The 21760-nt window shown below is 32.0% G+C and carries 19 protein-coding genes, 2 tRNA genes and 1 rRNA gene; 15 read left to right on the plus strand and 7 right to left on the minus strand.

Annotation, left to right across the window (positions count from 1 at the left end; genetic code table 11):
- Positions 1–14: 14 nt before the first annotated feature.
- The 6 genes from rpmB (at position 15) to J9309_RS07465 (ending at position 5370) form a co-directional block, all read left to right on the plus strand.
- Entirely contained in the window at positions 15–251 is a 237-nt protein-coding gene (gene rpmB, locus J9309_RS07440; RefSeq protein ID WP_121933371.1) for a 50S ribosomal protein L28, read from the plus strand.
- A gap of 11 nt (positions 252–262) precedes the next feature.
- On the plus strand, positions 263–445 hold the full coding sequence (gene rpmG / locus J9309_RS07445; protein ID WP_084018523.1) for a 50S ribosomal protein L33: 183 nt from the start codon (positions 263–265) through the stop codon (positions 443–445).
- Between the two features lie 14 nt (positions 446–459).
- Positions 460–609, plus strand: coding sequence for a DUF4295 family protein (locus J9309_RS07450; RefSeq protein ID WP_230475267.1), 150 nt, complete (start codon positions 460–462; stop codon positions 607–609).
- A gap of 116 nt (positions 610–725) precedes the next feature.
- On the plus strand, positions 726–1688 hold the full coding sequence (gene ftsY, locus J9309_RS07455) for a signal recognition particle-docking protein FtsY (RefSeq protein WP_230475268.1): 963 nt from the start codon (positions 726–728) through the stop codon (positions 1686–1688).
- Positions 1689–1979: 291 nt separating this feature from the next.
- Entirely contained in the window at positions 1980–2726 is a 747-nt protein-coding gene (locus J9309_RS07460) for a GLPGLI family protein (RefSeq protein ID WP_230475269.1), read from the plus strand.
- Positions 2719–5370, plus strand: coding sequence for a TonB-dependent receptor family protein (locus tag J9309_RS07465; RefSeq protein ID WP_230475270.1), 2652 nt, complete (start codon positions 2719–2721; stop codon positions 5368–5370). Before J9309_RS07460 ends, J9309_RS07465 begins: the two co-directional genes overlap by 8 nt.
- A gap of 317 nt (positions 5371–5687) precedes the next feature.
- On the opposite strand, the gene J9309_RS07470 is transcribed toward J9309_RS07465, so the two are convergent.
- Positions 5688–6752: an acyl-CoA reductase gene (locus J9309_RS07470; RefSeq protein ID WP_230475271.1), complete on the minus strand. Its 1065-nt coding sequence runs from the start codon at positions 6750–6752 to the stop codon at positions 5688–5690.
- Positions 6753–6814: 62 nt separating this feature from the next.
- On the opposite strand from J9309_RS07470, the gene J9309_RS07475 reads away from it, so the two are divergent.
- The gene (locus J9309_RS07475) at positions 6815–7165 is read left to right on the plus strand and encodes a 4Fe-4S dicluster domain-containing protein (protein ID WP_230475272.1); all 351 of its coding nucleotides are present in this window, start codon (positions 6815–6817) and stop codon (positions 7163–7165) included.
- 55 nt (positions 7166–7220) lie between these two features.
- On the opposite strand, the gene J9309_RS07480 is transcribed toward J9309_RS07475, so the two are convergent.
- From J9309_RS07480 to J9309_RS07500, 5 genes are all read right to left on the minus strand, one after another.
- On the minus strand, positions 7221–7670 hold the full coding sequence (locus tag J9309_RS07480) for a hypothetical protein (RefSeq protein ID WP_230475273.1): 450 nt from the start codon (positions 7668–7670) through the stop codon (positions 7221–7223).
- Positions 7671–7751: 81 nt separating this feature from the next.
- Complete coding sequence (gene gldG / locus J9309_RS07485; RefSeq protein WP_230475275.1) at positions 7752–9419, minus strand: gliding motility-associated ABC transporter substrate-binding protein GldG; 1668 nt, start codon at positions 9417–9419, stop codon at positions 7752–7754.
- A gap of 4 nt (positions 9420–9423) precedes the next feature.
- A complete protein-coding gene (locus J9309_RS07490) occupies positions 9424–10152 on the minus strand; it encodes an ABC transporter permease subunit (RefSeq protein WP_230475277.1) in 729 nt (242 codons plus the stop codon).
- Positions 10153–10154: 2 nt separating this feature from the next.
- Positions 10155–10700 (minus strand): CopD family protein, encoded by a 546-nt coding sequence (locus J9309_RS07495; protein WP_230475279.1) that lies wholly within the window; start codon positions 10698–10700, stop codon positions 10155–10157.
- Between the two features lie 36 nt (positions 10701–10736).
- A complete protein-coding gene (locus J9309_RS07500; protein WP_230475280.1) occupies positions 10737–11579 on the minus strand; it encodes an SAM hydrolase/SAM-dependent halogenase family protein in 843 nt (280 codons plus the stop codon).
- 67 nt (positions 11580–11646) lie between these two features.
- Between J9309_RS07500 and J9309_RS07505 the strand changes: the two genes are divergently transcribed.
- Positions 11647–12630, plus strand: a complete 984-nt coding sequence (locus tag J9309_RS07505) for a PhoH family protein (protein WP_230475281.1) — start codon at positions 11647–11649, stop codon at positions 12628–12630.
- A gap of 34 nt (positions 12631–12664) precedes the next feature.
- Here the strand turns inward: J9309_RS07505 and J9309_RS07510 are convergent, their stop codons facing one another.
- A complete protein-coding gene (locus tag J9309_RS07510; protein ID WP_230475282.1) occupies positions 12665–14182 on the minus strand; it encodes a YifB family Mg chelatase-like AAA ATPase in 1518 nt (505 codons plus the stop codon).
- Positions 14183–14295: 113 nt separating this feature from the next.
- On the opposite strand from J9309_RS07510, the gene J9309_RS07515 reads away from it, so the two are divergent.
- The 7 genes from J9309_RS07515 to J9309_RS07545 all read left to right on the plus strand — a co-directional run bounded on the left by J9309_RS07515 (position 14296) and on the right by J9309_RS07545 (position 21554).
- A complete protein-coding gene (locus tag J9309_RS07515; protein ID WP_230475283.1) occupies positions 14296–14769 on the plus strand; it encodes a cytidine deaminase in 474 nt (157 codons plus the stop codon).
- A gap of 55 nt (positions 14770–14824) precedes the next feature.
- Positions 14825–15826: a pyruvate dehydrogenase (acetyl-transferring) E1 component subunit alpha gene (pdhA, locus tag J9309_RS07520; RefSeq protein WP_121933387.1), complete on the plus strand. Its 1002-nt coding sequence runs from the start codon at positions 14825–14827 to the stop codon at positions 15824–15826.
- 8 nt (positions 15827–15834) lie between these two features.
- Positions 15835–17442 (plus strand): pyruvate dehydrogenase complex dihydrolipoamide acetyltransferase, encoded by a 1608-nt coding sequence (locus J9309_RS07525; RefSeq protein WP_230475284.1) that lies wholly within the window; start codon positions 15835–15837, stop codon positions 17440–17442.
- Positions 17443–17507: 65 nt separating this feature from the next.
- The gene (locus J9309_RS07530; RefSeq protein WP_230475285.1) at positions 17508–18479 is read left to right on the plus strand and encodes a YihY/virulence factor BrkB family protein; all 972 of its coding nucleotides are present in this window, start codon (positions 17508–17510) and stop codon (positions 18477–18479) included.
- A gap of 1267 nt (positions 18480–19746) precedes the next feature.
- A 16S ribosomal RNA gene (locus tag J9309_RS07535) occupies positions 19747–21265 on the plus strand.
- A 124-nt stretch (positions 21266–21389) separates the two neighbouring features.
- Positions 21390–21463, plus strand: a tRNA-Ile gene (locus J9309_RS07540).
- A 17-nt stretch (positions 21464–21480) separates the two neighbouring features.
- Positions 21481–21554 (plus strand) — tRNA-Ala (locus J9309_RS07545).
- Positions 21555–21760 lie beyond the last annotated feature (206 nt).

Genomic DNA, 21760 nt, shown 5'->3' on the forward strand with positions numbered 1-21760 from the left:
AAGACAATAAAGAAATGTCAAAAGTTTGTCAAATTACAGGTAAGAAAAGATTAGTAGGAAACAATGTTTCTCACGCTAACAATAAAACAAAGCGCACATTTGAGGTAAACTTATTCTCAAAGAAATTTTTTATGCCAGAAGCTGGTGAGTGGATTACTTTAAAAGTTTCTGCACACGGTTTAAAAACTATCAACAAATTAGGTGTTGATGAGGCTGTTAGACGTGCACGTAAAGAAGGTTTAATCAAATAATTTAAGACACGATGGCTAAAAAAGGAAACAGAGTACAAGTTATTTTAGAGTGTACAGAGCATAAAGAAAGTGGTATGCCAGGAATGTCTCGCTACATCACTACAAAAAATAAAAAAAATACTCCAGATCGTATTGAATTAAAAAAATTCAATCCAGTATTAAAGAAGTATACAGTTCACAAAGAGATTAAATAATAAAACTTTAGACGATGGCAAAGAAAACCGTAGCAACATTACAAACTGGGTCAAAGAAAATGACTAAAGTTATTAAAATGCAAAAATCTCCTAAAACTGGAGCTTACGTATTTGTTGAAAAAGTAGTAAACGCTGACGAAGCAGATTCTTTCTTAGCGAAATAATCCTTTTGGCATTACTTACAATATAATTTAAAGCTGTTCTACATGTAGAGCAGCTTTTTTTATTGTGCTAATTTATTGTATCTTCGTACAGAATTTTTAAGATAAATTAACTTTTAATGAGTTGGTTCAAAAAAATATTAGGTAAAGAAAGCAAAGAGAAGTTAGATGAAGGTTTAGAAAAAACAAGTACATCTTTCTTCGATAAAATATCTCGCGCTGTTGTAGGGAAATCTAAAGTAGACGATGAGGTTTTAGATGATTTAGAGGAAGTTTTAATTTCTTCTGATGTTGGAGTAGAAACTACTATTAAGATTATTCGTCGAATTGAGGAACGTGTAGCACGTGACAAATATGTTTCGACTTCAGAATTGGATAATATTTTACGTGAAGAAATTGCTGGATTACTTTCAGAAAATAACGTAGAAGACACAAATGGTTTTGCAATTCCTAAAAAAGACGTACCCTATGTTATTATGGTGGTTGGTGTAAATGGAGTTGGAAAAACAACAACAATAGGAAAGTTAGCTTCTCAATTTAAATCACAAGGTTTAAAAGTAGTTTTAGGTGCGGCAGATACTTTCCGTGCAGCGGCAGTAGATCAGTTAGTAATTTGGTCTGAGCGTGCAGATGTTCCAATTGTAAAACAAGCGATGGGATCTGATCCAGCTTCAGTAGCTTACGATACAATCCAATCAGCAGTTGCACAAAATGCAGATGTTGTTTTAATTGATACTGCAGGACGTTTACACAACAAGATTAACTTAATGAACGAGTTATCTAAAATTAAACGTGTTATGCAAAAAGTTATTCCAGATGCGCCACACGAAGTAATGTTGGTGTTAGATGGATCAACTGGTCAAAATGCTTTCGAGCAGGCAAAACAATTTACACAAGCAACAGAAGTTTCTTCTTTAGCCGTTACAAAGTTAGATGGTACAGCAAAAGGTGGAGTTGTAATTGGTATATCTGATCAGTTTAAAATTCCTGTAAAATACATTGGTGTTGGTGAAGGAATTAATGATTTACAAGCCTTCAATAAAATGGAATTTGTAGATTCATTCTTCAAAAGAAATAAATAGTTATTTATAACTTTTAAATAGTAAAGCTTCCTTTTAGGAAGCTTTTTTTTGTTTGATATTCCAATTAATTATATGAAATACATTAAGATGGATATTTATTTCTAAATCTTAAATAATTTATTTAGTCTATATATTATTGTAAATGAGTTTGTTAATATTTTTTAAATTAGAACTTTAGTCATGATTTATAAATGATAACAATAATTAACTTATTGATTTGGTTATTATTATTAATATTATTAATTGAATTTACTATATGTAATTAAGTTATCATTTTTAAAAAACTAACGTATGAAATATACTACAATCTTAATATTACTATTAAATACGATCATGTATGCTCAATTAAATAATCTTGTTCAATACAAGATGGTAAGATCTATTGGAATGAGTGAAATTGAAAGTGAATATTTAGTGTTTAATGAATCTGAACTTTATTATGGAAACATTACAAAGAAAGATAATCTGAATTTTGAGGATGAAAAATTTGATAAAAGTAGAATAAATTTTGATCCATTTTATGTCAATTTGAAGAATGATAGTTTGTATCAGAAAAAATATGGGATTGAAAATAAAAATAGTTCTAAAATAATTCTTTTTACTTCAGTTGAAAGCTATCCAGTAATTAAGTGGAAAGTGACTAAGGAAATGCAAAATATTTTAGGTTACACAACTTATAAGGCAACTACAAATTTTAGAGGAAGAGCATATACGGCATGGTTTGCACCAGAACTTCCTTATAATTATGGACCATGGAAATTAAATGGATTACCTGGTTTAATATTAAAAGTGGAAAATGATATGTTTAGTTATGAAGCTAAAAGAATTGTTTTAAATTCTGATAAAATACCTACAATTCCACTATTAAAAAGTTTAGAAAATTCTAATGCAAAATATCTTTTAAAAGATGCTGTAACACTTGAAAATAATTGGTTGGAATATAATCGTGCAAACAATTATGCTTCATTACCAGCTGGAGTTAAAATTATAGAACAGCCATTAAGACAAGACGAAAGAGAGTTAAATTTCGATGAATAAATCATTTTTTATTTTTATATTTTTCTTATTATCATCTATAGTTTATTCACAAATTACTGGAATTGCTAAAGATGATAAAGGAGTGTTATTGCCAAACGTTAATATTATTTTATTAGATTCTATTCAAGAAATCGAAGCGTTTGCAATTTCAGATAAAAATGGAGAATTTAAAATTGATGATTTTTCATTAGGAAATAAAACGATTCAAATAAAAAAAGCATCTTATCAAACCTTAGAAGAAGATTTAATTATAGATCGTAAAAAAATAGATTTAGGAGATTTTGTACTTGTAAAGGAAGATGCAATCGCTCTAAAAGAAGTTATCGTAAAAGCAGATTTTAATCCTTACAGAAAAGATACTGCCGAATTTGATGCCGCGAAATACCGTACAGGTAAAGAAATGAATGTGGAAGATTTAATAAAAAATATTCCAGGTGCAACGGTTGATAAAGATGGTAGAATTAAAATAGGGAAAAAGGAAGTTCAATCGGTTTTGGTTGAAGGAGAAGATTTGTTTAATAATGGTTATTCTATTTTAACACAAGCGATGAATGATCAATCGGTAGCTAAAATTCAGGTAATTAATAATCATACAAAAAACAAACTTACCAAAGATATTTATGATACAGATGCATTAGCTATAAATTTGATATTAGACGATAAAGCTAAAAACAAATGGAATGGTAGCGCAACTTTAGCTTCTACAAGTTATGTAGAAAACAGGCATCAAGTTCGTTTGAATTTGATGAATTTTTCGAAGAAAAGAAAAATCGTATCGATATATAATTACAACACCATCGGTTTTGACGAAATGAAAGGTGTAAATTATTTGATCAAAAACCAATATACTTCGGCTTACAATTTTGATTTGATTGGCACAAATAAGGCACTTCCTAATTTGGTTAATTTATACCAAGAAAATTATCAGTTCGAGGATAATCGTACCAATTTCAACAACGATAAAATTGGCGTTATAAATGCGATTAATAATTTTAAATCAAGCAAATTACACATTTTGGGTTTGTATAATCGTATTGAAAAGAATAATTACATCGATGAAATTGAGTCGTATAATGATAATACAATTCAGTTTACAAACACACAAAAAAGTCATTGGAATAAAAAGATTGATAATTATTTTACGAAGGTAGAATGGAACAAAGAATTCAATTCAACTTCTAATTTTACTATCGTTAATCGTTCGTATTATTTAAAAGAAATTAATGAAAATAATTTTTTATTCAACTCAAATGATATTTCTCTAAAAGGAAATAATGCAACAACATCCGTAGAAACGCAAGGAATTTATACCAACAAAATAGATAGTGCGAAGTTGGTAACAATTGTAGCCAAGCATTTGTTTGAAAAAAGACCGTATCAGTTTGTTGAGTCGAATCCAATTTTTGGTGAAATTTTTTCTAATCCGCAAATAGCACATCTCAATCAAATGATTGATAATAAACAAAATTATTTGGGTTTAAAAGGAACGTTTTTTCATAAACTATCAGATAAAGAAAATTATTATTTAACGGTTGGTACAGAATATCAAAATGTAGATTTAAACAGTAATTTTTATGGATTAAATAACGATTTTTCTACTCAAATGCATTTAAGTGATGCAATGAATAACTTGAGTTTTCAACAAAATAAAGTTTTTATTCATCCAGCATATTCAAAAGAATGGAAAGCTTTTCGTTTGAATTTAGGTTTACCAATCGAATATTATGCTACATCATTGACAAATGATTTAGATGATAAAACAAATCGTTTTACATTATCACCAAAAATTGATTTCAGTTACGAAAAAAGAAAGTTTGGTAAGATCGGTTTGGGTTATAATTACCGTGTAATTCCAACGTCTTTCGAGGTGTATTATCAAGAAATGATTTACAGAGGAAATCGTCAGTTTTCTAAAAGTAATTTAACAGCTTATCAATTATTTGGAGGTTCACAATTTAATCTGAATTATAGTCGATCAAGAGGATTGAACAATGAAATTAATTTAAGTTTAACTTATCAGTTTCAAGATAAAAATGTAGGTTATAATTCAATTTTTCAACCTAATTTTTCAATCAATAATAATATAATTGTAGAAGGTGCAGAAATGTGGATGCCATCTGTTTCGTATAAATATTTTTGGATTCCGATCAAATCGAAAATACAAATCAATACAAGTTATACATCTTTAAAAAATTCATCCATCGTAAATGAAAAATCAATAAGAAATCATTTCAGCAGCTATACAATTGGTTTAGAAGTAAAGTCTGGATTTTCTGGATTTTGGAATTATGAATTGGGAGGGAAATTCTCATTCAATAGAAATGAAAATCAATTTAATTCGAATGAATTTAGAAATATAGATGCTTTTGCAAATGTGTATTTTAACCTTTCGAAACAAACGACTTTAGATGTAAATTATGAGTTTTATAATTTTGGAGGACAAGATCAATCATCGACTAATTTTTTAGATTTAAAGCTTTACCATAAAATTCCAAATTCTAAAATAAAGTTATTTGTTTTGGCTAATAATTTATTAAATAATAAGTCTATCAATCGAAACATGATAACACCAACTAGCGAACGTTTTTTTACCCAACGATTGTTGCCACTGCATATTTTAGCAGGAATTAATTTTAATTTTTAAACTCGTAAAAAGTGAAATGTAATTTATGTTGAAACTTATATGTTATGTATTCGACCTAAAACAAGGACTTTTCAAAGTGTAAATTTTCGTAAAATATAAAACTCAAAATGTTAATCATAAAAGTTTTAAGTATCATTTGTATAAGTATTTTGACGGTGATTGATGTTTCGTGACCAGCATAATTATAATCATTCATCAATTAAATTTACTTTTGATGTAATTAAACTAATATAAGTTATTCATTAAAATTTATGACTTAAAATAAAAAAGGGTGTTCGTTAGAACACCCTTTTTTAATTCGGTATATTTTGATGTAATTATAATTCGGCTAAGAATTGTAAAGTATCAATATTATCGGCATAATCCGTTAAAGTCGGTGTTTGTGTTTTTCCAAATTCAACATAGTTCGGGTTATCTTTCATATCATGTCCAACTACACATTGTATTTGCTCTTCGTTATCAGATAAGAAAGATTTTACAGCTTCTAAATCATCATAAATTTCGTAATTCACAACTGCAATTGGCGAATGTAAATTGGCATCTTTCTTTAATAAAACGAAATTGTTATCTAAGAATTCATCTTTTCCTAATAAATAAATTGCACGGTTATAATCGTAATTATTAGCGTATTTAGGATGATTAATTACAACATCGCCCCATTCCAAAACATTCTCGAAAAAAGTAGGAATTTGATCTTCAGATTTGAAATAAATCTTTGTAATGTTTCGACAACCTAAACCAAAGTAACGAAATACATCATTTCCTAAAGCTTTAAAATCTTCGATCGTTTCACTTCCGTTTAATACAGCAACTGAAGTTCTGTTTTTACGAATGATGTTTGGCACTTTAGAAAAATATTGCTCAAAGTAACGAGCCGTATTATTGCTTCCTGTTGCTATAACAGCATCAAAACCTTCTAAGCGTTCAACTGTTTGTATGATAGTTTTAAATTCTTCATCAATAGTATGTAAAAAACGAATCAGAAAACTCATTAATTTATCATCTTTTGAAGATGTTTTAATCAAGGCATTGTGTCCTGAAATAACAACTGATAATAAATCGTGGAAACCAACTAAAGGTAAATTTCCAGCCATTATAATCCCAACATTTTTTGGTGTTGTAACTGTTGGATAATCTTTAACCCATTCAGTTAAATTTGATGTAGATAAAGCTTCTGCCCAGTTGTTTAATGCAAAAAATACATTTTCTCTCGTGAACCAATTGTTATAAGCTTCAGCATCACTTAAAGCATAACCAATTTCTTCATCTAAATTTTTGAACTTAATTTTTAATTCATCTAATTCAGGCTCTGTCTTATTTGTAATATATTTAAATAGTTGTGCTAATTGGTTAAATGCTGAAATCCTTTTATCGATTGTCATAATACTTAAAAAATAAAATGTAATTTTGTTGTTACAAATGTAGGAATTAAAAAAGAGATATAATGGCTATTATTATAACAGATGAATGTATAAATTGTGGAGCTTGTGAACCAGAATGTCCAAACAACGCAATTTATGAAGCTGCTGTAGATTGGAAATATTCTGAAGGAACTGCTTTATCTGGTCGTATCGTTAATATTGACGGTGTTGAGGTAGATGCAGATGATGTACAAGATCCAGTTAGTGATGAGGTTTATTACATCGTTCCGGATAAATGTACAGAATGTAAAGGTTTCCACGAGGAGCCACAATGTGCTGCTGTTTGTCCAGTAGATTGTTGTGTACCTGATGAAGACCACGTAGAAAGTGAAGAGCGTTTATTATCTAAAAAAGCTTTCTTACACGCAGAATAATATCTTATCGTATAAAATTTAAATCCCTTTTGATTGGTTTCAAAAGGGATTTTTTTTATTTCATATATTCTTGAATAAATTCGGGTGTGAAATGTTCAAACTCCAAATCTTTAGGTTCTTCATTTCCATTAAACAGTAAAACCGCAAAAGTTTTATCCGTTAAATTAACATCGTGTAATTTTCCATCTACTGTAGAAAATGTAATGATTTCGTTGGCTAATCGATCTATCGTTTCAATTTTATTTTGCTCTAATAGTTGATTTGCTTCATTTAAAAATTGTGCGCCATCACCATAATAAATTTGATAATCATCACCCATAATTTTTTTTGCTTCTTGTAACTGCTCTTCAGTAGGAGAAACTATAATAGCCATAGGTCTATCAACCACGAAGTTTTTGCCTACGGTAATTTCGCCGTCAGCATTTTCATGAATTTTTTCGGTGTTTTTAGCTTCTTCACAACTAAAAAATAATCCGGCAAGTGTTAATAATAGATATTTTCTCATATTTTGTGTTTACTATAAATATAAAGAAAAAAGGTTGAAAATATTTCTATCTTCAACCTTTTCATTTATATAGTTTCAATTTTATTGATATTTTTTCTTTCGGATAAAATATCCAGCACCAGCTAAAAGAGCAATAATTCCGATCGGAACTAACAAGTTTAATTGTTGCCAAGTTTGTTTATCAGATAATACTTTTGTTTCGCTTAACAATGGAATTTCAAGTTTACGATTTCGCAGAGCCAAGAAATCTTCGTCGCCTAATAAATAATCCATCGCATTCATCACAAACGTTTGATTGGCATAGGTTGTAGGGCGTGATTCTGGATTATCAGGACGAACCGAATATTTATCTTCACCTAATCGCATTGGCATTCCTCGCCACAAATGATTTTTAAGCACATCACCATCCGAAATCACAATCATTTTCCCATTCGTCGCTTGATTTTTGAAATTAGGAATTTCTTGTCGTTCAATTCTTGATGCATAAGCAGATTTGAAATTACCTTCTAATAAAACAGCCATCGGAATTTTTCCCATTTGATATTCATCAAAATTCTCAACATCAACTTCGTCTAAAGAAAGATAATTTAATGCTGGTTTCATTGATGTTTGTGGAGAAGTACTTAATAAAACGGTTTGTTTGATATTAGGATTCTCTAACAACTCAATCGGATTTGCAAAATTGAATAATACAGGATCTAAATTATCTGTAATAGGATTTGGATCAGCAGTCATTCCTAATTGGAAATATGGCCATGTATAGTAATTGTAACTTACGTTTCCGGCAGTTTCGCCATCGGCTAAAACAATTTTCCCACCATTTAAATCTTTGATAATTGTACTATGTAAACGAACGCCGTAATTAAATAAGAAATCGTTGATTTTTAAATCTCTTGGAAAAGCTAGAATTTTACCAGAACGGAAAATAGAATCCATTTCGGCATCCACTGTTTCTACAGCCCAAAGCATTTTACCACCGTTCATTACATATTGATCTAAAACCATTTTGTCTTTATCAGAAAATGGTAGCGTAGGTTTTGCAACGATCAAACCATCAAAACGTTTTAAACTATCTATGTCATCAACATCCAAACTGAATTTTTTATTCGCGATTGGATTTAGATAAATTTCAACATCATATTTTTCAGATAAAGCACGTCCTAAACTTTCGATATTTTGTTGAGGTAATTCGTCGTGATGAACGATGAAACCAACTTTTTTGCGATTTGTATTGGTAATTTTCTGAATCTTTTCAGCAAATAAATACTCTAATTTTTCAGTAGAAGCAATTGCTAATTCTTCAAATGGAGTAGAAGGATCGTTCACTAAAACTTCCATCCACATTGTTTTTTCGCCGTATGCTAATCGTGCGTATGGATAAACGTTAAGTACACCTTTATCAGTTTTGATAGGAATAGCCACAATTCCGGCTTGTTCCATTTCTGTTGTTGACATTTCTAAAGGATCAACAAAACGATATTTTATTTTTGGATTTTTCTCTTTTAATTCCTCTAATAAAAACTGAATTTCATTTTTTAGAATGCGATAATTTCCAGTTAAATCACCACCTAAAAGAATATCAATTTGCAGTTCTTTATCAACATTTTCTAATAATAGATTAGAAGTTTCTGTTAATGTGTATCTTTTGTCTTGGGTTAGATCAAATCGTTTGTAGATAAATTGGCTTAGAATTAATGCAACGATTAATATAGCAAATACTACGAAGGATTGTTTGTTTAATCTTTTCATCGCACTATTTTTTGATTTGTAAATTGATGATAGATACTTGTAATAAAATTCCAATGATTACAACAAAATATGCTAAATCTCTTGTATCAAGAATTCCTTTTAAAAATTGTTGATAATGAGAATAACTTCCAATTTTTTGTACGTAATAATCAGCAGAACCTAATAAATTGTAAGATGCTAAACCTTCAAATCCATAATAAATTATAAAACAAGCTAATACGGCAAAAACATAAGCCATAACTTGATTTTTTGTAAAACTTGAGGTTAGAATACCAATTGCAGCAAACAAACTTCCTAACAGAAATAAACCAAAGTATCCGTTATAAATAGCTCCGTAATCTAACGATTGATCTGAAAGTATAAAATTTTCTAATGTTAAGGTAAATAAGAATGTACAGATTAAACAAAATAAAATAATACTAACAACGGCTAAAAATTTACCCCAAATAATTTGATATGTTTTTATAGGTAATGTAAAAAGCCAAAGTAAAGTTCCGTTTGATTGTTCTTCAGCAATCATCTTCATTGTTAAAGCAGGTACCATGAATAAGAATATCCAAGGAGCTATGAAAAAGAAACTGCTTAAAGATGCATTTCCCGTATTGAAAACATTAAATTGATTATCGAAAAACCATAAAAATAATGCTGATACGATAACAAATGCTAATGCAGATAGATATGCTGTAAACCCTAAAAAGAATTGTGAAAATTCTTTCTTAAAGATAGTCCACATAATTATTTTTTATTATTAATGTTAATTAAACGAACAATTAGCATAAGTATTACACCTGCTCCGAAAAAGCTAATGATTGACCAATGCCAATACTCTCCGAAATAACTTTTCTGAATCACTGCAAACACAATTACGAATAATAAAATTGTAGCAACTTCATTCATCATTCTTAATTGTACAGATGTATATTTAAAAATGTTATTCTTCAATTGTTTTAAAGTTCTCCAGCACCAAAAATGATAGATTAGTAAAACGGAAACCATTCCTAATTTACTTTTCATCCAAGCTACATTTAGTAAAGCTGGGTTTTTCCAAAGCATATTAATTCCCATTACAACCAAAATAGTTAAAGCCGGAACTGTAATTACATTCCAAAGCTTTTTTTCCATATAGGTGTACTGTTCTTGTAGGATAGATTTTTTTGGCTCTTCCATTGTTTGCGTTTCGGTATGATAAATCATTAAACGAACGATATAAAATAAACCAGCAAAATAACTGACTACAAAAATGACGTGGATTGCTTTGTATATAAGATAATTATATCCCATAAAATATTTAATTCTTACTTAAAGAGTCAAAAAAAATTAATTTTTAAACTCAATTGTTATTGTATCTCCTTTCTTTAGTCCCATTAATTTATTTGCAGCACCAGTAATTTCAGGATTACTTTTATACAATGTAACTTCTAGAAATCCTGCCGAATTGAATAAACATAAAGTTTTTGCCATCGCATGAGTTTCTTTAGAGAAATCTTGAACAATTCCGTGATAGTGATCAAAAATAACATCTACATCCGTCATCGAATAATCTTTCTGACGTAAAACAATGTTATATTCTCTACCGTTTGCAATTTCTTCAAAATATTTTCGAGTGATATTCGTAATCACATTTCCGAATCGATCGATGTAAATAACATAACCTGTTAATATCCTTTCATCACGATAATTAGGCTTTAATTCATTTAAGATTTTAATCTTTTTACGTTTTTGCCCTACTAAAGTTGGTAATCCACCTCTTGCAATGTGACAAGCAACAGGAACAAAAATTGCCTTTTCAGGAAATAAACTATCTAAACTCTCAGGATTTATTGTTATTTCAAAAATTTCTTCAGGTTGATGATTTTGACAAATCAAGGATAATATTCCATTATCAGAACAAATAAAGTAGTGCCCGTTAATTTTTGCACAAATAGGTCTTTGATCTGGTGTGCTTAACGAGTTTACTCCGATAATATGAATTGTACCTGTTGGGAAATCGTCATACGAATTACGAATTATATATGCAGCCTCCGAAATATCATAAGGACTTATGTGGTGCGAAATATCAATAATTGTAACCTCCGGCAATTCTTTCAGAATTGCTCCCTTAATGCTAGATACAAAATAATCTTTTACACCAAAATCGGTTGTTAACGTAATAATTGCCATTATTCTTATAATACTTAGCAAATATATTGTTTATTTTTGTGTTAGTTAATACAAAACAATACCACATTTGACTGAAATTAATATAGAGCTAACTGAAATTAATGCACAGGATTTCTATGGTCCTAATAATGAGCATTTAAAGAGGATAAAAGAATATTATCCTAAACTTAGAATTATTGGTAGAGGAAAAGTTTTAACTGTTTTTGGGAACGAAGATGAATTAATTGTTTTTGATCAAAAAATAGCTAAAATTATTCAGCATATACTTAAATATAATCGTCTGAGTAATCGAGAATTAGAAATTATTATGACTGAGGATAATAACGAAATGCTTCAAATGAAAAAAGAAGATGAAATTATTGTTCATGGGGTTAATGGGAAAATTATTAAACCACAAACACCAAATCAGCATAAATTGGTACAAACTGTATATAATAAAGATATGGTTTTTGCGATAGGCCCAGCAGGTACAGGTAAAACGTATACCGCGGTGGCTTTAGCAGTTCAGGCATTAAAAAATAAGGAAGTTCGTCGTATTATTATGACTCGACCAGCAGTTGAAGCAGGTGAAAATTTAGGTTTTTTACCAGGTGATATGAAAGATAAGTTAGATCCTTATTTACAACCTTTATACGATGCGTTAAAGGATATGATTCCGTTTGAAAAATTAGAATCTTATACCGAACGCGGAGTTATAGAAGTTGCTCCTTTAGCTTTTATGCGTGGACGAACGTTAGATGATGCTTTTGTGATATTGGATGAAGCTCAAAATACAACTTATGCGCAAATGAAAATGTTTTTAACGCGTATGGGGAAAAATTCTAAGTTCATTATTACCGGTGATCCAGATCAGGTTGATTTACCACCTAAACAAAAATCAGGATTAAGAGAAGCTTTACATATCTTGAAAGGTGTAAAAGATATTGGTTTTATTTACTTAGATGATAAAGATGTGGTAAGACACAAAATTGTTCGTGAAATTTTAAAAGCTTACAAAGCTTCTGAGGATAAAGACAGGGAAGATATTAACATTAATACTGTAAAAAATTAAAGATAAAAAAAGCCATTCAATTTTGAGTGGCTTTTTAATTTCTATCTAAGCTACGATATTGTATAGCTTCACCAATATGCTTAGATGTGATACTTTCTGATTGTTCTAAATCTGCAATAGTTCTAGCAACTCTAAGAATTCTATCATAAGCACGGGCAGATAAATTTAAACGATCCATCGCGGTTTTAATTAATTTTTTCGAATTTTCATCTAAAGCACAAAAAGTATCTAATTCTTTTGGCCCCATCTGAGAGTTATAATGAATCGAAGTGCCTAAATATCGATTTGTTTGAATTTTTCTTGCCTCAATAACTCGTTTTCTTACATCCACACTTTTTTCTCCTGTTCGTTCTTTTGATAAATCATCAAACGGAACTGGCGTAACTTCAATATGTAAATCGATACGGTCTAATAATGGTCCTGAGATTTTATTCATATAGCGTTGCATTTCCATTAACGAAGACGTGTTTTGTGGATCGTCAGGAAAATAACCACTCGGACTTGGATTCATGGATGCTACTAACATAAAACTTGATGGATATGTTACCGTAAATTTCGCTCGCGAAATAGTTACTTCTCTATCTTCCAAAGGTTGTCGCATAACTTCTAAAACCGAACGTTTAAATTCTGGTAATTCATCTAAAAATAAAACTCCATTGTGTGATAAAGAAATTTCTCCAGGTTGAGGATAAGATCCGCCACCAACCAATGCAACATCAGAAATGGTATGATGTGGCGATATAAAAGGTCGATTAAATACTAATGATTTAGAACCTAGTTTTCCAGCAACACTATGAATTTTTGTTGTCTCTAAAGATTCATCTATTGTCATAGGTGGTAAAATTGATGCAATTCTTTTAGCAAGCATTGTTTTACCACTTCCAGGTGGGCCAATTAGTATGATATTATGTCCTCCGGCTGCTGCAATTTCCATAGCTCGTTTTACATTTTCTTGTCCTTTTACATCAGAAAAACAATGAGTATAATTATTTAATAGTTCTAATGAATGTTCTTCAATATTAAATTGATGAGGTATTAATTCAATCTCATTATTTAAAAATTGAATCACATCTAAAATATTTTCAACACCATATACATTAATTCCGTTTACCACGCCAGCTTCATCTGCGTTAGATTTCGGTAAAATAATTCCTTTAAAACCTTCCGCTTTTGCTTGTAGGGTTATAGGTAAAGCTCCTTTTATTGGACGAAGTGATCCATCTAAAGATAATTCACCCATGATAATATAATTCTCAATCTCATCATTTTTAATTTGTTCAGATGCTGTAAGAATTCCAATTGCAATGGTCAAATCATAAGCAGATCCTTCTTTTTGCAAATCTGCAGGCGCCATATTAATTGTAATTTTTTTTCCTGGAATTTTATAACCAATATTTTTTAAAGCAGCTTGTATTCTAAAATTACTTTCTTTTATTGCAGAATCTGGCAAACCAACCAAGTGATAGCCCACACCTTGATCAATATTAACCTCTACAGTTATCGTCTGTGCAGATACACCAAAAATTGCACTTCCGTAAATTTTTTTCAACATAACAACTATTTTACCTAAATTTACTTCCTTTTTCTAGTTAATAAAATAGCTAAAAGGATTTAAATGTTTAATTTTAAAGAGAATAGAACCTTGATTCTATTCTTTAAAGCTATATGAAGAAAGAAAAAATTAGTTTCGAATACGAAGTGTTCGATTCTTTCAATGAATTGCAAGAAGAAAATAAAACATTAGTTTTAAGAGCAAATCAAATCTCAAAATCAGCTTACGCACCGTATTCTAACTTTCATGTTGGTGCAGCTGTAGAATTAGAAGATGGTCAAATCTTCGTAAGTAGTAATCAAGAAAACGCGTCTTATCCGGTAGGAACTTGTGCAGAACGTGGATTGCTAGCTTTTGTCAACGCAAATTATCCTAATATCAAAGTAAAAAAATTAGCTGTATCAACAATTAATATCAACAAACCTTTGCCTCCTTGCGGTATGTGTCGTCAATACATTCTTGAAATTGAAAAGAAACAAAACGATAACATAGCGTTGTTTTTATCAGGAAACGAAGGGCAAGTATTTAAAGTTGATAGTGCTAAAGATTTACTTCCTCTTCATTTTACAGAAGATTTTTTAGACTAGCAATTTTGCACACGTCTAAGATTAGTTTAAATTTGTTCTAACGAATTGTGCAATTATGGAAAAATTAACGCAGGAACAATACCTTCAATGGTATCGTGATATGAACTTTTGGCGACGCTTTGAAGATAAAAGCCGCTCATTATATTTAAAACAAAAAATTAGAGGATTCTTGCATTTATACAACGGGCAAGAGGCTTTACCAGCTGGATTCTTACATGCTATGGAACCAGAAGATAGAGTAATTACGGCTTACCGTTGTCACGTTTGGCCTATGGCTATGGGTGTAGATCCTAAAAGAATTATGGCTGAAATGTGTGGAAAAGCTACAGGAACATCTCAAGGTTTAGGTGGTTCTATGCACATCTTTAGTAAAGAACATCACTTTTATGGTGGACATGGTATCGTTGGTGGACAAATCAATTTAGGTGCTGGTATTGCATTTGGTGATAAATACAACGATAAAAAACATGTAACTATTTGTTTAATGGGAGATGGTGCTACGCGTCAAGGAACATTACACGAAACTTTCAATATGGCTATGAACTGGAAATTACCAGTTGTATTCGTTTGTGAAAACAACCAATACGCAATGGGAACTTCAGTAAGTCGTACTGCAAATCACGAAGATATTTGGAAATTAGGTTTAGGGTATGATATGCCTTCTATGCCTGTAGATGGTATGGATCCTGTTAAAGTTGCTGAAGCTGCTTATGAAGCGATTGAGCGTGCTCGTCGTGGAGATGGACCAACTTTCTTAGATGTTCGTACATACCGTTACCGTGGACACTCAATGTCTGATGCAGAACCTTACCGTACAAAAGAAGAGGTTGAAGCATACAAACAAGAAGATCCAATTTTAAATGTTGAGTCTCATATCTTAGCTAACAATTGGGCTACAAAAGAACAATTAGACGCTATTATCGAAGAAGTGAAATCTCATGTGGAGGAATGTGTTGAATTTGCAGAAAATTCACCTTATCCAGATGCTAATGTGATGTATGATAATATTTACGCACAAGAAGATTATCCATTCTTAGATAAAGTTGAAAATAACTAAAAAAAACCATGGCAGAAATTATTACAATGCCTCGCTTAAGCGACACAATGGAGGAAGGAACTGTTGTTAAGTGGCATAAAAATGTAGGAGATAAAGTTTCAGAAGGTGATGTAATTGCTGAAATTGAAACTGATAAAGCAATCCAAGAATTCGAATCTGAATTTGACGGAACATTATTATACCAAGGAGCAAATGAAAATGAACCTGCTCCGGTAGATACTATATTAGCAATTATCGGAAATGAAGGTGAAGATATTTCAGCTTTAATCGGTGGTGCGCCAAAAGCAGTAGCTACAGAAGAAGTGAGAGAAGAGGTTGCTCCAGTAGCAGCTGAAACTACAACTTCAGCTCAGGTTCCATCTAATGTAGATGTAATTACAATGCCTCGTCTTTCTGATACAATGGAAGAAGGAACGGTAGTTGTATGGCACAAACAAGTTGGAGATTCAGTAAAAGAAGGTGATATTTTAGCTGAAATCGAAACAGATAAAGCTGTTCAAGAATTTGAGTCTGAATATGACGGAGTTTTATTATACCAAGGAGCAAAAGAGAATGAGCCTGCACCAGTTGATACTATTTTAGCTATTATTGGTGAAGCTGGAACTGACGTTTCTGCAATCGTAGCAAACGGAGGAAAAGTTACTGCGCCTGTTCAAGCATCAACTGAAGTTATAGAAGATGAAAAACCTGTTGTTGTGGAATTAGAAGTTCCTCAAACGCAAGTTTCTAATGAACGTATTTTCGCTTCTCCATTAGCAAAATCAATAGCAAAAGATAAAGGAATCAATTTAGCAGAAGTTCAAGGTTCTGGTGATCAAGGTCGTATCGTAAAGAAAGACGTTGAAAACTTCCAACCAGCTGCTAAAGTAGAAGCTCCTGTTGAGGTTAAATCTGAAGTAATAACTCCAGCAGCTCCAGTTCAACAATATGTTGCAGGTGAAGATACTGAGATTCCAAACTCTCAAATGCGTAAAGTTATTGCGAAGCGTTTAGCAGAATCTAAATATTCAGCTCCACATTATTATTTAAATGTAGAGTTAGATATGGATAATGCGATCGAAGCGCGTAAGCAATTAAATACAGTGCCAAACACAAAAGTTTCTTTCAACGATATTATTGTTAAAGCTTGTGCTATGGCTATTCGCAAACATCCAGCAATCAACACAACTTGGTACGATGACAAAATTGTACAACACGGAAATATTAATATTGGTGTAGCAGTTGCGGTAGAAGATGGATTGTTAGTGCCAGTTGTTAAAAACACAGACCAAAAATCATTCTCTCAAATTTCTGCTGAGGTTAGAGATTATGCAGGTCGTGCAAGAGATCGTAAATTAAAAGCTGACGAGATGGAAAAATCTACTTTCTCAGTTTCTAACTTAGGTATGTTCGGTATCGAATCGTTTACTTCGATTATCAATCAACCAAACTCTTGTATTTTATCAGTAGGTGCTATTATCGAGAAACCTGTTGTTAAAAATGGTCAAATTGTTGTTGGTAATACAATGAAATTGACTTTAGCTTGTGATCACCGTACAGTAGACGGAGCTACAGGTGCACAATTCTTACAAACGTTAAAAATGTATATCGAGAATCCAGTAACAATGTTAGTGTAATCAAGATGTATTTAAAATAATAAGAAAGGTCATTCATTAGAATGGCCTTTTTTTTGTTTCAAAAATTGTACTTTTACGATAACCAACAAACTACTATGGATAAATTAAAATTCATCTTTAATATTCTTAAGCAAACAATTGTTGAATTTGGGGATGATCGCATCATGAAAATGAGTGCATCATTAACATATTATACTATATTTTCGTTATCACCATTAATATTGATAATTATTTCTAGCGCAAGTCTTTTTTATAAAAAAGATGCTATAGAGAATAGATTGTTTTATGAACTTAAAAATGTAGTTGGCCCAGATGTAGCTTTGTCAATACAAAATTTTGTAGCCAATTCTACCTTATCAGGAGATAGTTCTGTCGCATTATACATCGGTATTGGAGTTTTACTTTTCGGTTCTACAACGATGTTTACGGATATGCAAGATTCATTAAATTTAATTTGGCGAGTGGAAGCAGTTCCCAAAAGAGCTTGGTTAAAACAAATTATTAATAGAATTTTATCATTTTCAGTAATTTTAGGACTAGGATTAATATTAATGACAACCGTGATTCTAAATAGTGTTTTAGTAGGATTCGGAGAAGAAATTTTCTCAACCTTACAATTCGACACAAAACTAACATCAGCTTCAGTAATATTAATTAATAATGCATTAAGTGTACTGTTATCCATTTTAATATTTTATATTTTATTCAAGGTTTTGCCTGATGCAAAAATTAAAACACGTCCTGCATTAATTGGTGCTTTATTTACAGCAATATTATTCTTTATTGCAAAATATTTAATTGGTATATATATATCTAATACCCGTTATACAACCATTTTTGGTTCAGCAGGGTCCTTAGTAATTTTATTGTTATGGATTTATTACGTTGCAACTATTATATATTTAGGCGCTAAGTTCACCAAAGTTTATGCAGAGCATATGGGTTATCCAATTATACCTACCAAAAACGCTAAATTGCGTCAAGTAACATTTGTCCAGAATGAAAATCCAAATAAGATTTTGAAAGATGAGGTTTAAATCTTCCTTGCTTCGCAACTCATTTTCGCGAGTTCATCAATCAAAGTATTACAAAAGGTCTGCTCTTTAAGAGTAGACCTTTTGTAATAATCATAGCAAATTATCTATTTCGTCTCTTCAAGTAATTTTCGAAATATAATGTTGGATGTAGTGCAATAAATAATATGATTGTAAAATCTTATTTATAAATTTTCTGCACAATGAAAAATATTGCCTCAAAATCGTAGACGTTAAGAAACTAAATTGATGTAGAGATAAGAATGATTTAGTGAGCGAATGCGAATCATTTAAATCATTCCTCGAAATCAATTTAGTTTTAGTCGAAGATTTTAGCAATGTCTTTTTTGGTTCGTTTTTTTGACGAAAAAAAAGAACATATGTTTCTTTAACCATTATAATATTTATAGATATATCGAAGTTATAAATCTTCTAAAAACGTATTACTACTTTTATATTCATTTCCATTTCCTCATTCTGAACTCGTTTCAGAAACGCATCGTAATAATCAACTAAACTTTCAATAATAAAAACCGACATTTGAATCATTCGCGTAAAGAAAAATCACTTGATGAAGGATAAGAATGATTTAGTGAGCGATAGCGAATGATTTAATTCATTCCCGTAATCAAGAGGTTTTTCAGCGAAAATGATTTACAGTCTTGATTTTTTGAATACTTTTTTATCAAGAAAAAAGTATTGATATATAAATAAGTCTATACTGTTTGTAATTATTTTACCTAAGCCACACTGTGACTTCTCCTTTTAATTTCAAATGTTTTGTGTTAAGATAAAAATGAAAGTAAGCTATATATAATTTAGAAAACTACCTAATTCTACAGAAAACGCAACACCAAAACACATATCTAAATTTAATTCAAAAAATATTTCGCTTCTGTTCAGTTAGTTAAGAATATTATGTAAAATAATTGTAAACTCGATTTGGTAGTTCGGGAAAAAGCGTCTTATATTTGCACTCTCAATACGAAAGACGAGTAGTATTGAAAATTGAAATCGCGAAGAAGTAAACAAAAATAAAAACTTCAAAATTTATTCAAAAAAGATTTTGTAGTTTAAAAATAAGTTTTACCTTTGCAACCGCAAACAACGAAAGAAGTTTGCATGAAACGAGAAGTTTATTTGAAATTACAATATAGACAGAAGAAATAAAAGCCGAATATAAATTAACGGTCAATCCTTGAATAATAGAGCTAAAGGAAATTCGAAGTTGTAAAACATAGAAGCGTTAAGCTTCAAACAATATTTATTTACAATGGAGAGTTTGATCCTGGCTCAGGATGAACGCTAGCGGGAGGCTTAACACATGCAAGCCGAGGGGTATTAGTAGCTTGCTACTGAGAGACCGGCGCACGGGTGCGTAACGCGTATGCAACTTGCCCTACTGAAAGGGATAGCCTTTTGAAAAGAAGATTAATACCTTATAACAGTGATTCTGGCATCAGAGACACTTGAAAGATTTATCGCAGTAGGATAGGCATGCGTAAGATTAGATAGTTGGTGAGGTAACGGCTCACCAAGTCAACGATCTTTAGGGGGCCTGAGAGGGTGAACCCCCACACTGGTACTGAGACACGGACCAGACTCCTACGGGAGGCAGCAGTGAGGAATATTGGACAATGGGTGGAAGCCTGATCCAGCCATCCCGCGTGAAGGATGACGGCCTTATGGGTTGTAAACTTCTTTTATATGGGGATAAACCTACTTACGTGTGAGTAGCTGAAGGTACCATATGAATAAGCACCGGCTAACTCCGTGCCAGCAGCCGCGGTAATACGGAGGGTGCAAGCGTTATCCGGATTTATTGGGTTTAAAGGGTCCGTAGGCGGACCAATAAGTCAGTGGTGAAAGCCCATCGCTTAACGATGGAACTGCCATTGATACTGTTGGTCTTGAGTGAGGTTGCAGTGGCTGGAATGTGTAGTGTAGCGGTGAAATGCTTAGATATTACGCAGAACACCAATTGCGAAGGCAGGTCACTAAGCCTCAACTGACGCTGATGGACGAAAGCGTGGGGAGCGAACAGGATTAGATACCCTGGTAGTCCACGCCGTAAACGATGGATACTTGCTGTTGGATTTTCGGATTCAGTGGCTAAGCGAAAGTTATAAGTATCCCACCTGGGGAGTACGTTCGCAAGAATGAAACTCAAAGGAATTGACGGGGGCCCGCACAAGCGGTGGAGCATGTGGTTTAATTCGATGATACGCGAGGAACCTTACCAAGGCTTAAATGCATAATGACGTATTTGGAAACAGATATTTCTTCGGACAGAATGCAAGGTGCTGCATGGCTGTCGTCAGCTCGTGCCGTGAGGTGTTAGGTTAAGTCCTGCAACGAGCGCAACCCCTATCATTAGTTGCCAGCGTTTAAAGACGGGGACTCTAATGAGACTGCCAACGCAAGTTGAGAGGAAGGTGGGGACGACGTCAAGTCATCACGGCCCTTACGTCTTGGGCTACACACGTGCTACAATGGTAAGTACAGAGGGCAGCTACTTGGCAACAAGATGCGAATCTCGAAAACTTATCTCAGTTCGGATTGGAGTCTGCAACTCGACTCTATGAAGCTGGAATCGCTAGTAATCGCATATCAGCCATGATGCGGTGAATACGTTCCCGGGCCTTGTACACACCGCCCGTCAAGCCATGGAAGCTGGGGGTACCTGAAGTCGGTGACCGTAACAGGAGCTGCCTAGGGTAAAACTGGTAACTAGGGCTAAGTCGTAACAAGGTAGCCGTACCGGAAGGTGCGGCTGGAACATCTCATTTTTAGAGAACGACGAATTTTCTTCTATTAAATTAGAAGATTGACTGTTTTATTCGGTTTTATTTACTGTCGGATTTAATTTCAAAGATATATATTACAAAAGACCACTCTTTAAGAGTATTAAAGAGTCTCATAGCTCAGCTGGTTAGAGCGCTACACTGATAATGTAGAGGTCGGCAGTTCGAGTCTGCCTGAGACTACTAAAATAACGAAAAGAGGGGGATTAGCTCAGCTGGCTAGAGCGCTTGCCTTGCACGCAAGAGGTCATCGGTTCGACTCCGATATTCTCCACAAGATCTTAACAGATCAGAAGAGTTCATTGACATTATTAGAAAAAGATAACAAGAAAATTGTTAACGACATACAATCAAACAGAGATTAAGAAATTAATCAAAGCAATATAGAATTAAATAAATAAACGATTTAATTCGGCATTGAAGGTATACAATTAAACAAAAAACGAGTAAGATTAACATAACCGCTCATTAATATGACGG

The sequence above is a fragment of the Faecalibacter bovis genome, assembly GCF_017948305.1.
GTDB classification, from domain to species: domain Bacteria; phylum Bacteroidota; class Bacteroidia; order Flavobacteriales; family Weeksellaceae; genus Empedobacter; species Empedobacter bovis.

What these genes read in the sequence shown, in the direction of transcription:
- rpmB (WP_121933371.1), top strand. Translation starts at nt 15, where the DNA reads ATGTCAAAAGTTTGTCAAATTACAGGTAAGAAAAGATTAGTAGGAAAC.
- rpmG (WP_084018523.1), top strand. Translation starts at nt 263, where the DNA reads ATGGCTAAAAAAGGAAACAGAGTACAAGTTATTTTAGAGTGTACAGAG.
- J9309_RS07450 (WP_230475267.1), top strand. Translation starts at nt 460, where the DNA reads ATGGCAAAGAAAACCGTAGCAACATTACAAACTGGGTCAAAGAAAATG.
- ftsY (WP_230475268.1), top strand. Translation starts at nt 726, where the DNA reads ATGAGTTGGTTCAAAAAAATATTAGGTAAAGAAAGCAAAGAGAAGTTA.
- J9309_RS07460 (WP_230475269.1), top strand. Translation starts at nt 1,980, where the DNA reads ATGAAATATACTACAATCTTAATATTACTATTAAATACGATCATGTAT.
- J9309_RS07465 (WP_230475270.1), top strand. Translation starts at nt 2,719, where the DNA reads ATGAATAAATCATTTTTTATTTTTATATTTTTCTTATTATCATCTATA.
- J9309_RS07470 (WP_230475271.1), bottom strand. Translation starts at nt 6,752, where the DNA reads ATGACAATCGATAAAAGGATTTCAGCATTTAACCAATTAGCACAACTA.
- J9309_RS07475 (WP_230475272.1), top strand. Translation starts at nt 6,815, where the DNA reads ATGGCTATTATTATAACAGATGAATGTATAAATTGTGGAGCTTGTGAA.
- J9309_RS07480 (WP_230475273.1), bottom strand. Translation starts at nt 7,670, where the DNA reads ATGAGAAAATATCTATTATTAACACTTGCCGGATTATTTTTTAGTTGT.
- gldG (WP_230475275.1), bottom strand. Translation starts at nt 9,419, where the DNA reads ATGAAAAGATTAAACAAACAATCCTTCGTAGTATTTGCTATATTAATC.
- J9309_RS07490 (WP_230475277.1), bottom strand. Translation starts at nt 10,152, where the DNA reads ATGTGGACTATCTTTAAGAAAGAATTTTCACAATTCTTTTTAGGGTTT.
- J9309_RS07495 (WP_230475279.1), bottom strand. Translation starts at nt 10,700, where the DNA reads ATGGGATATAATTATCTTATATACAAAGCAATCCACGTCATTTTTGTA.
- J9309_RS07500 (WP_230475280.1), bottom strand. Translation starts at nt 11,579, where the DNA reads ATGGCAATTATTACGTTAACAACCGATTTTGGTGTAAAAGATTATTTT.
- J9309_RS07510 (WP_230475282.1), bottom strand. Translation starts at nt 14,182, where the DNA reads ATGTTGAAAAAAATTTACGGAAGTGCAATTTTTGGTGTATCTGCACAG.
- J9309_RS07515 (WP_230475283.1), top strand. Translation starts at nt 14,296, where the DNA reads ATGAAGAAAGAAAAAATTAGTTTCGAATACGAAGTGTTCGATTCTTTC.
- pdhA (WP_121933387.1), top strand. Translation starts at nt 14,825, where the DNA reads ATGGAAAAATTAACGCAGGAACAATACCTTCAATGGTATCGTGATATG.
- J9309_RS07525 (WP_230475284.1), top strand. Translation starts at nt 15,835, where the DNA reads ATGGCAGAAATTATTACAATGCCTCGCTTAAGCGACACAATGGAGGAA.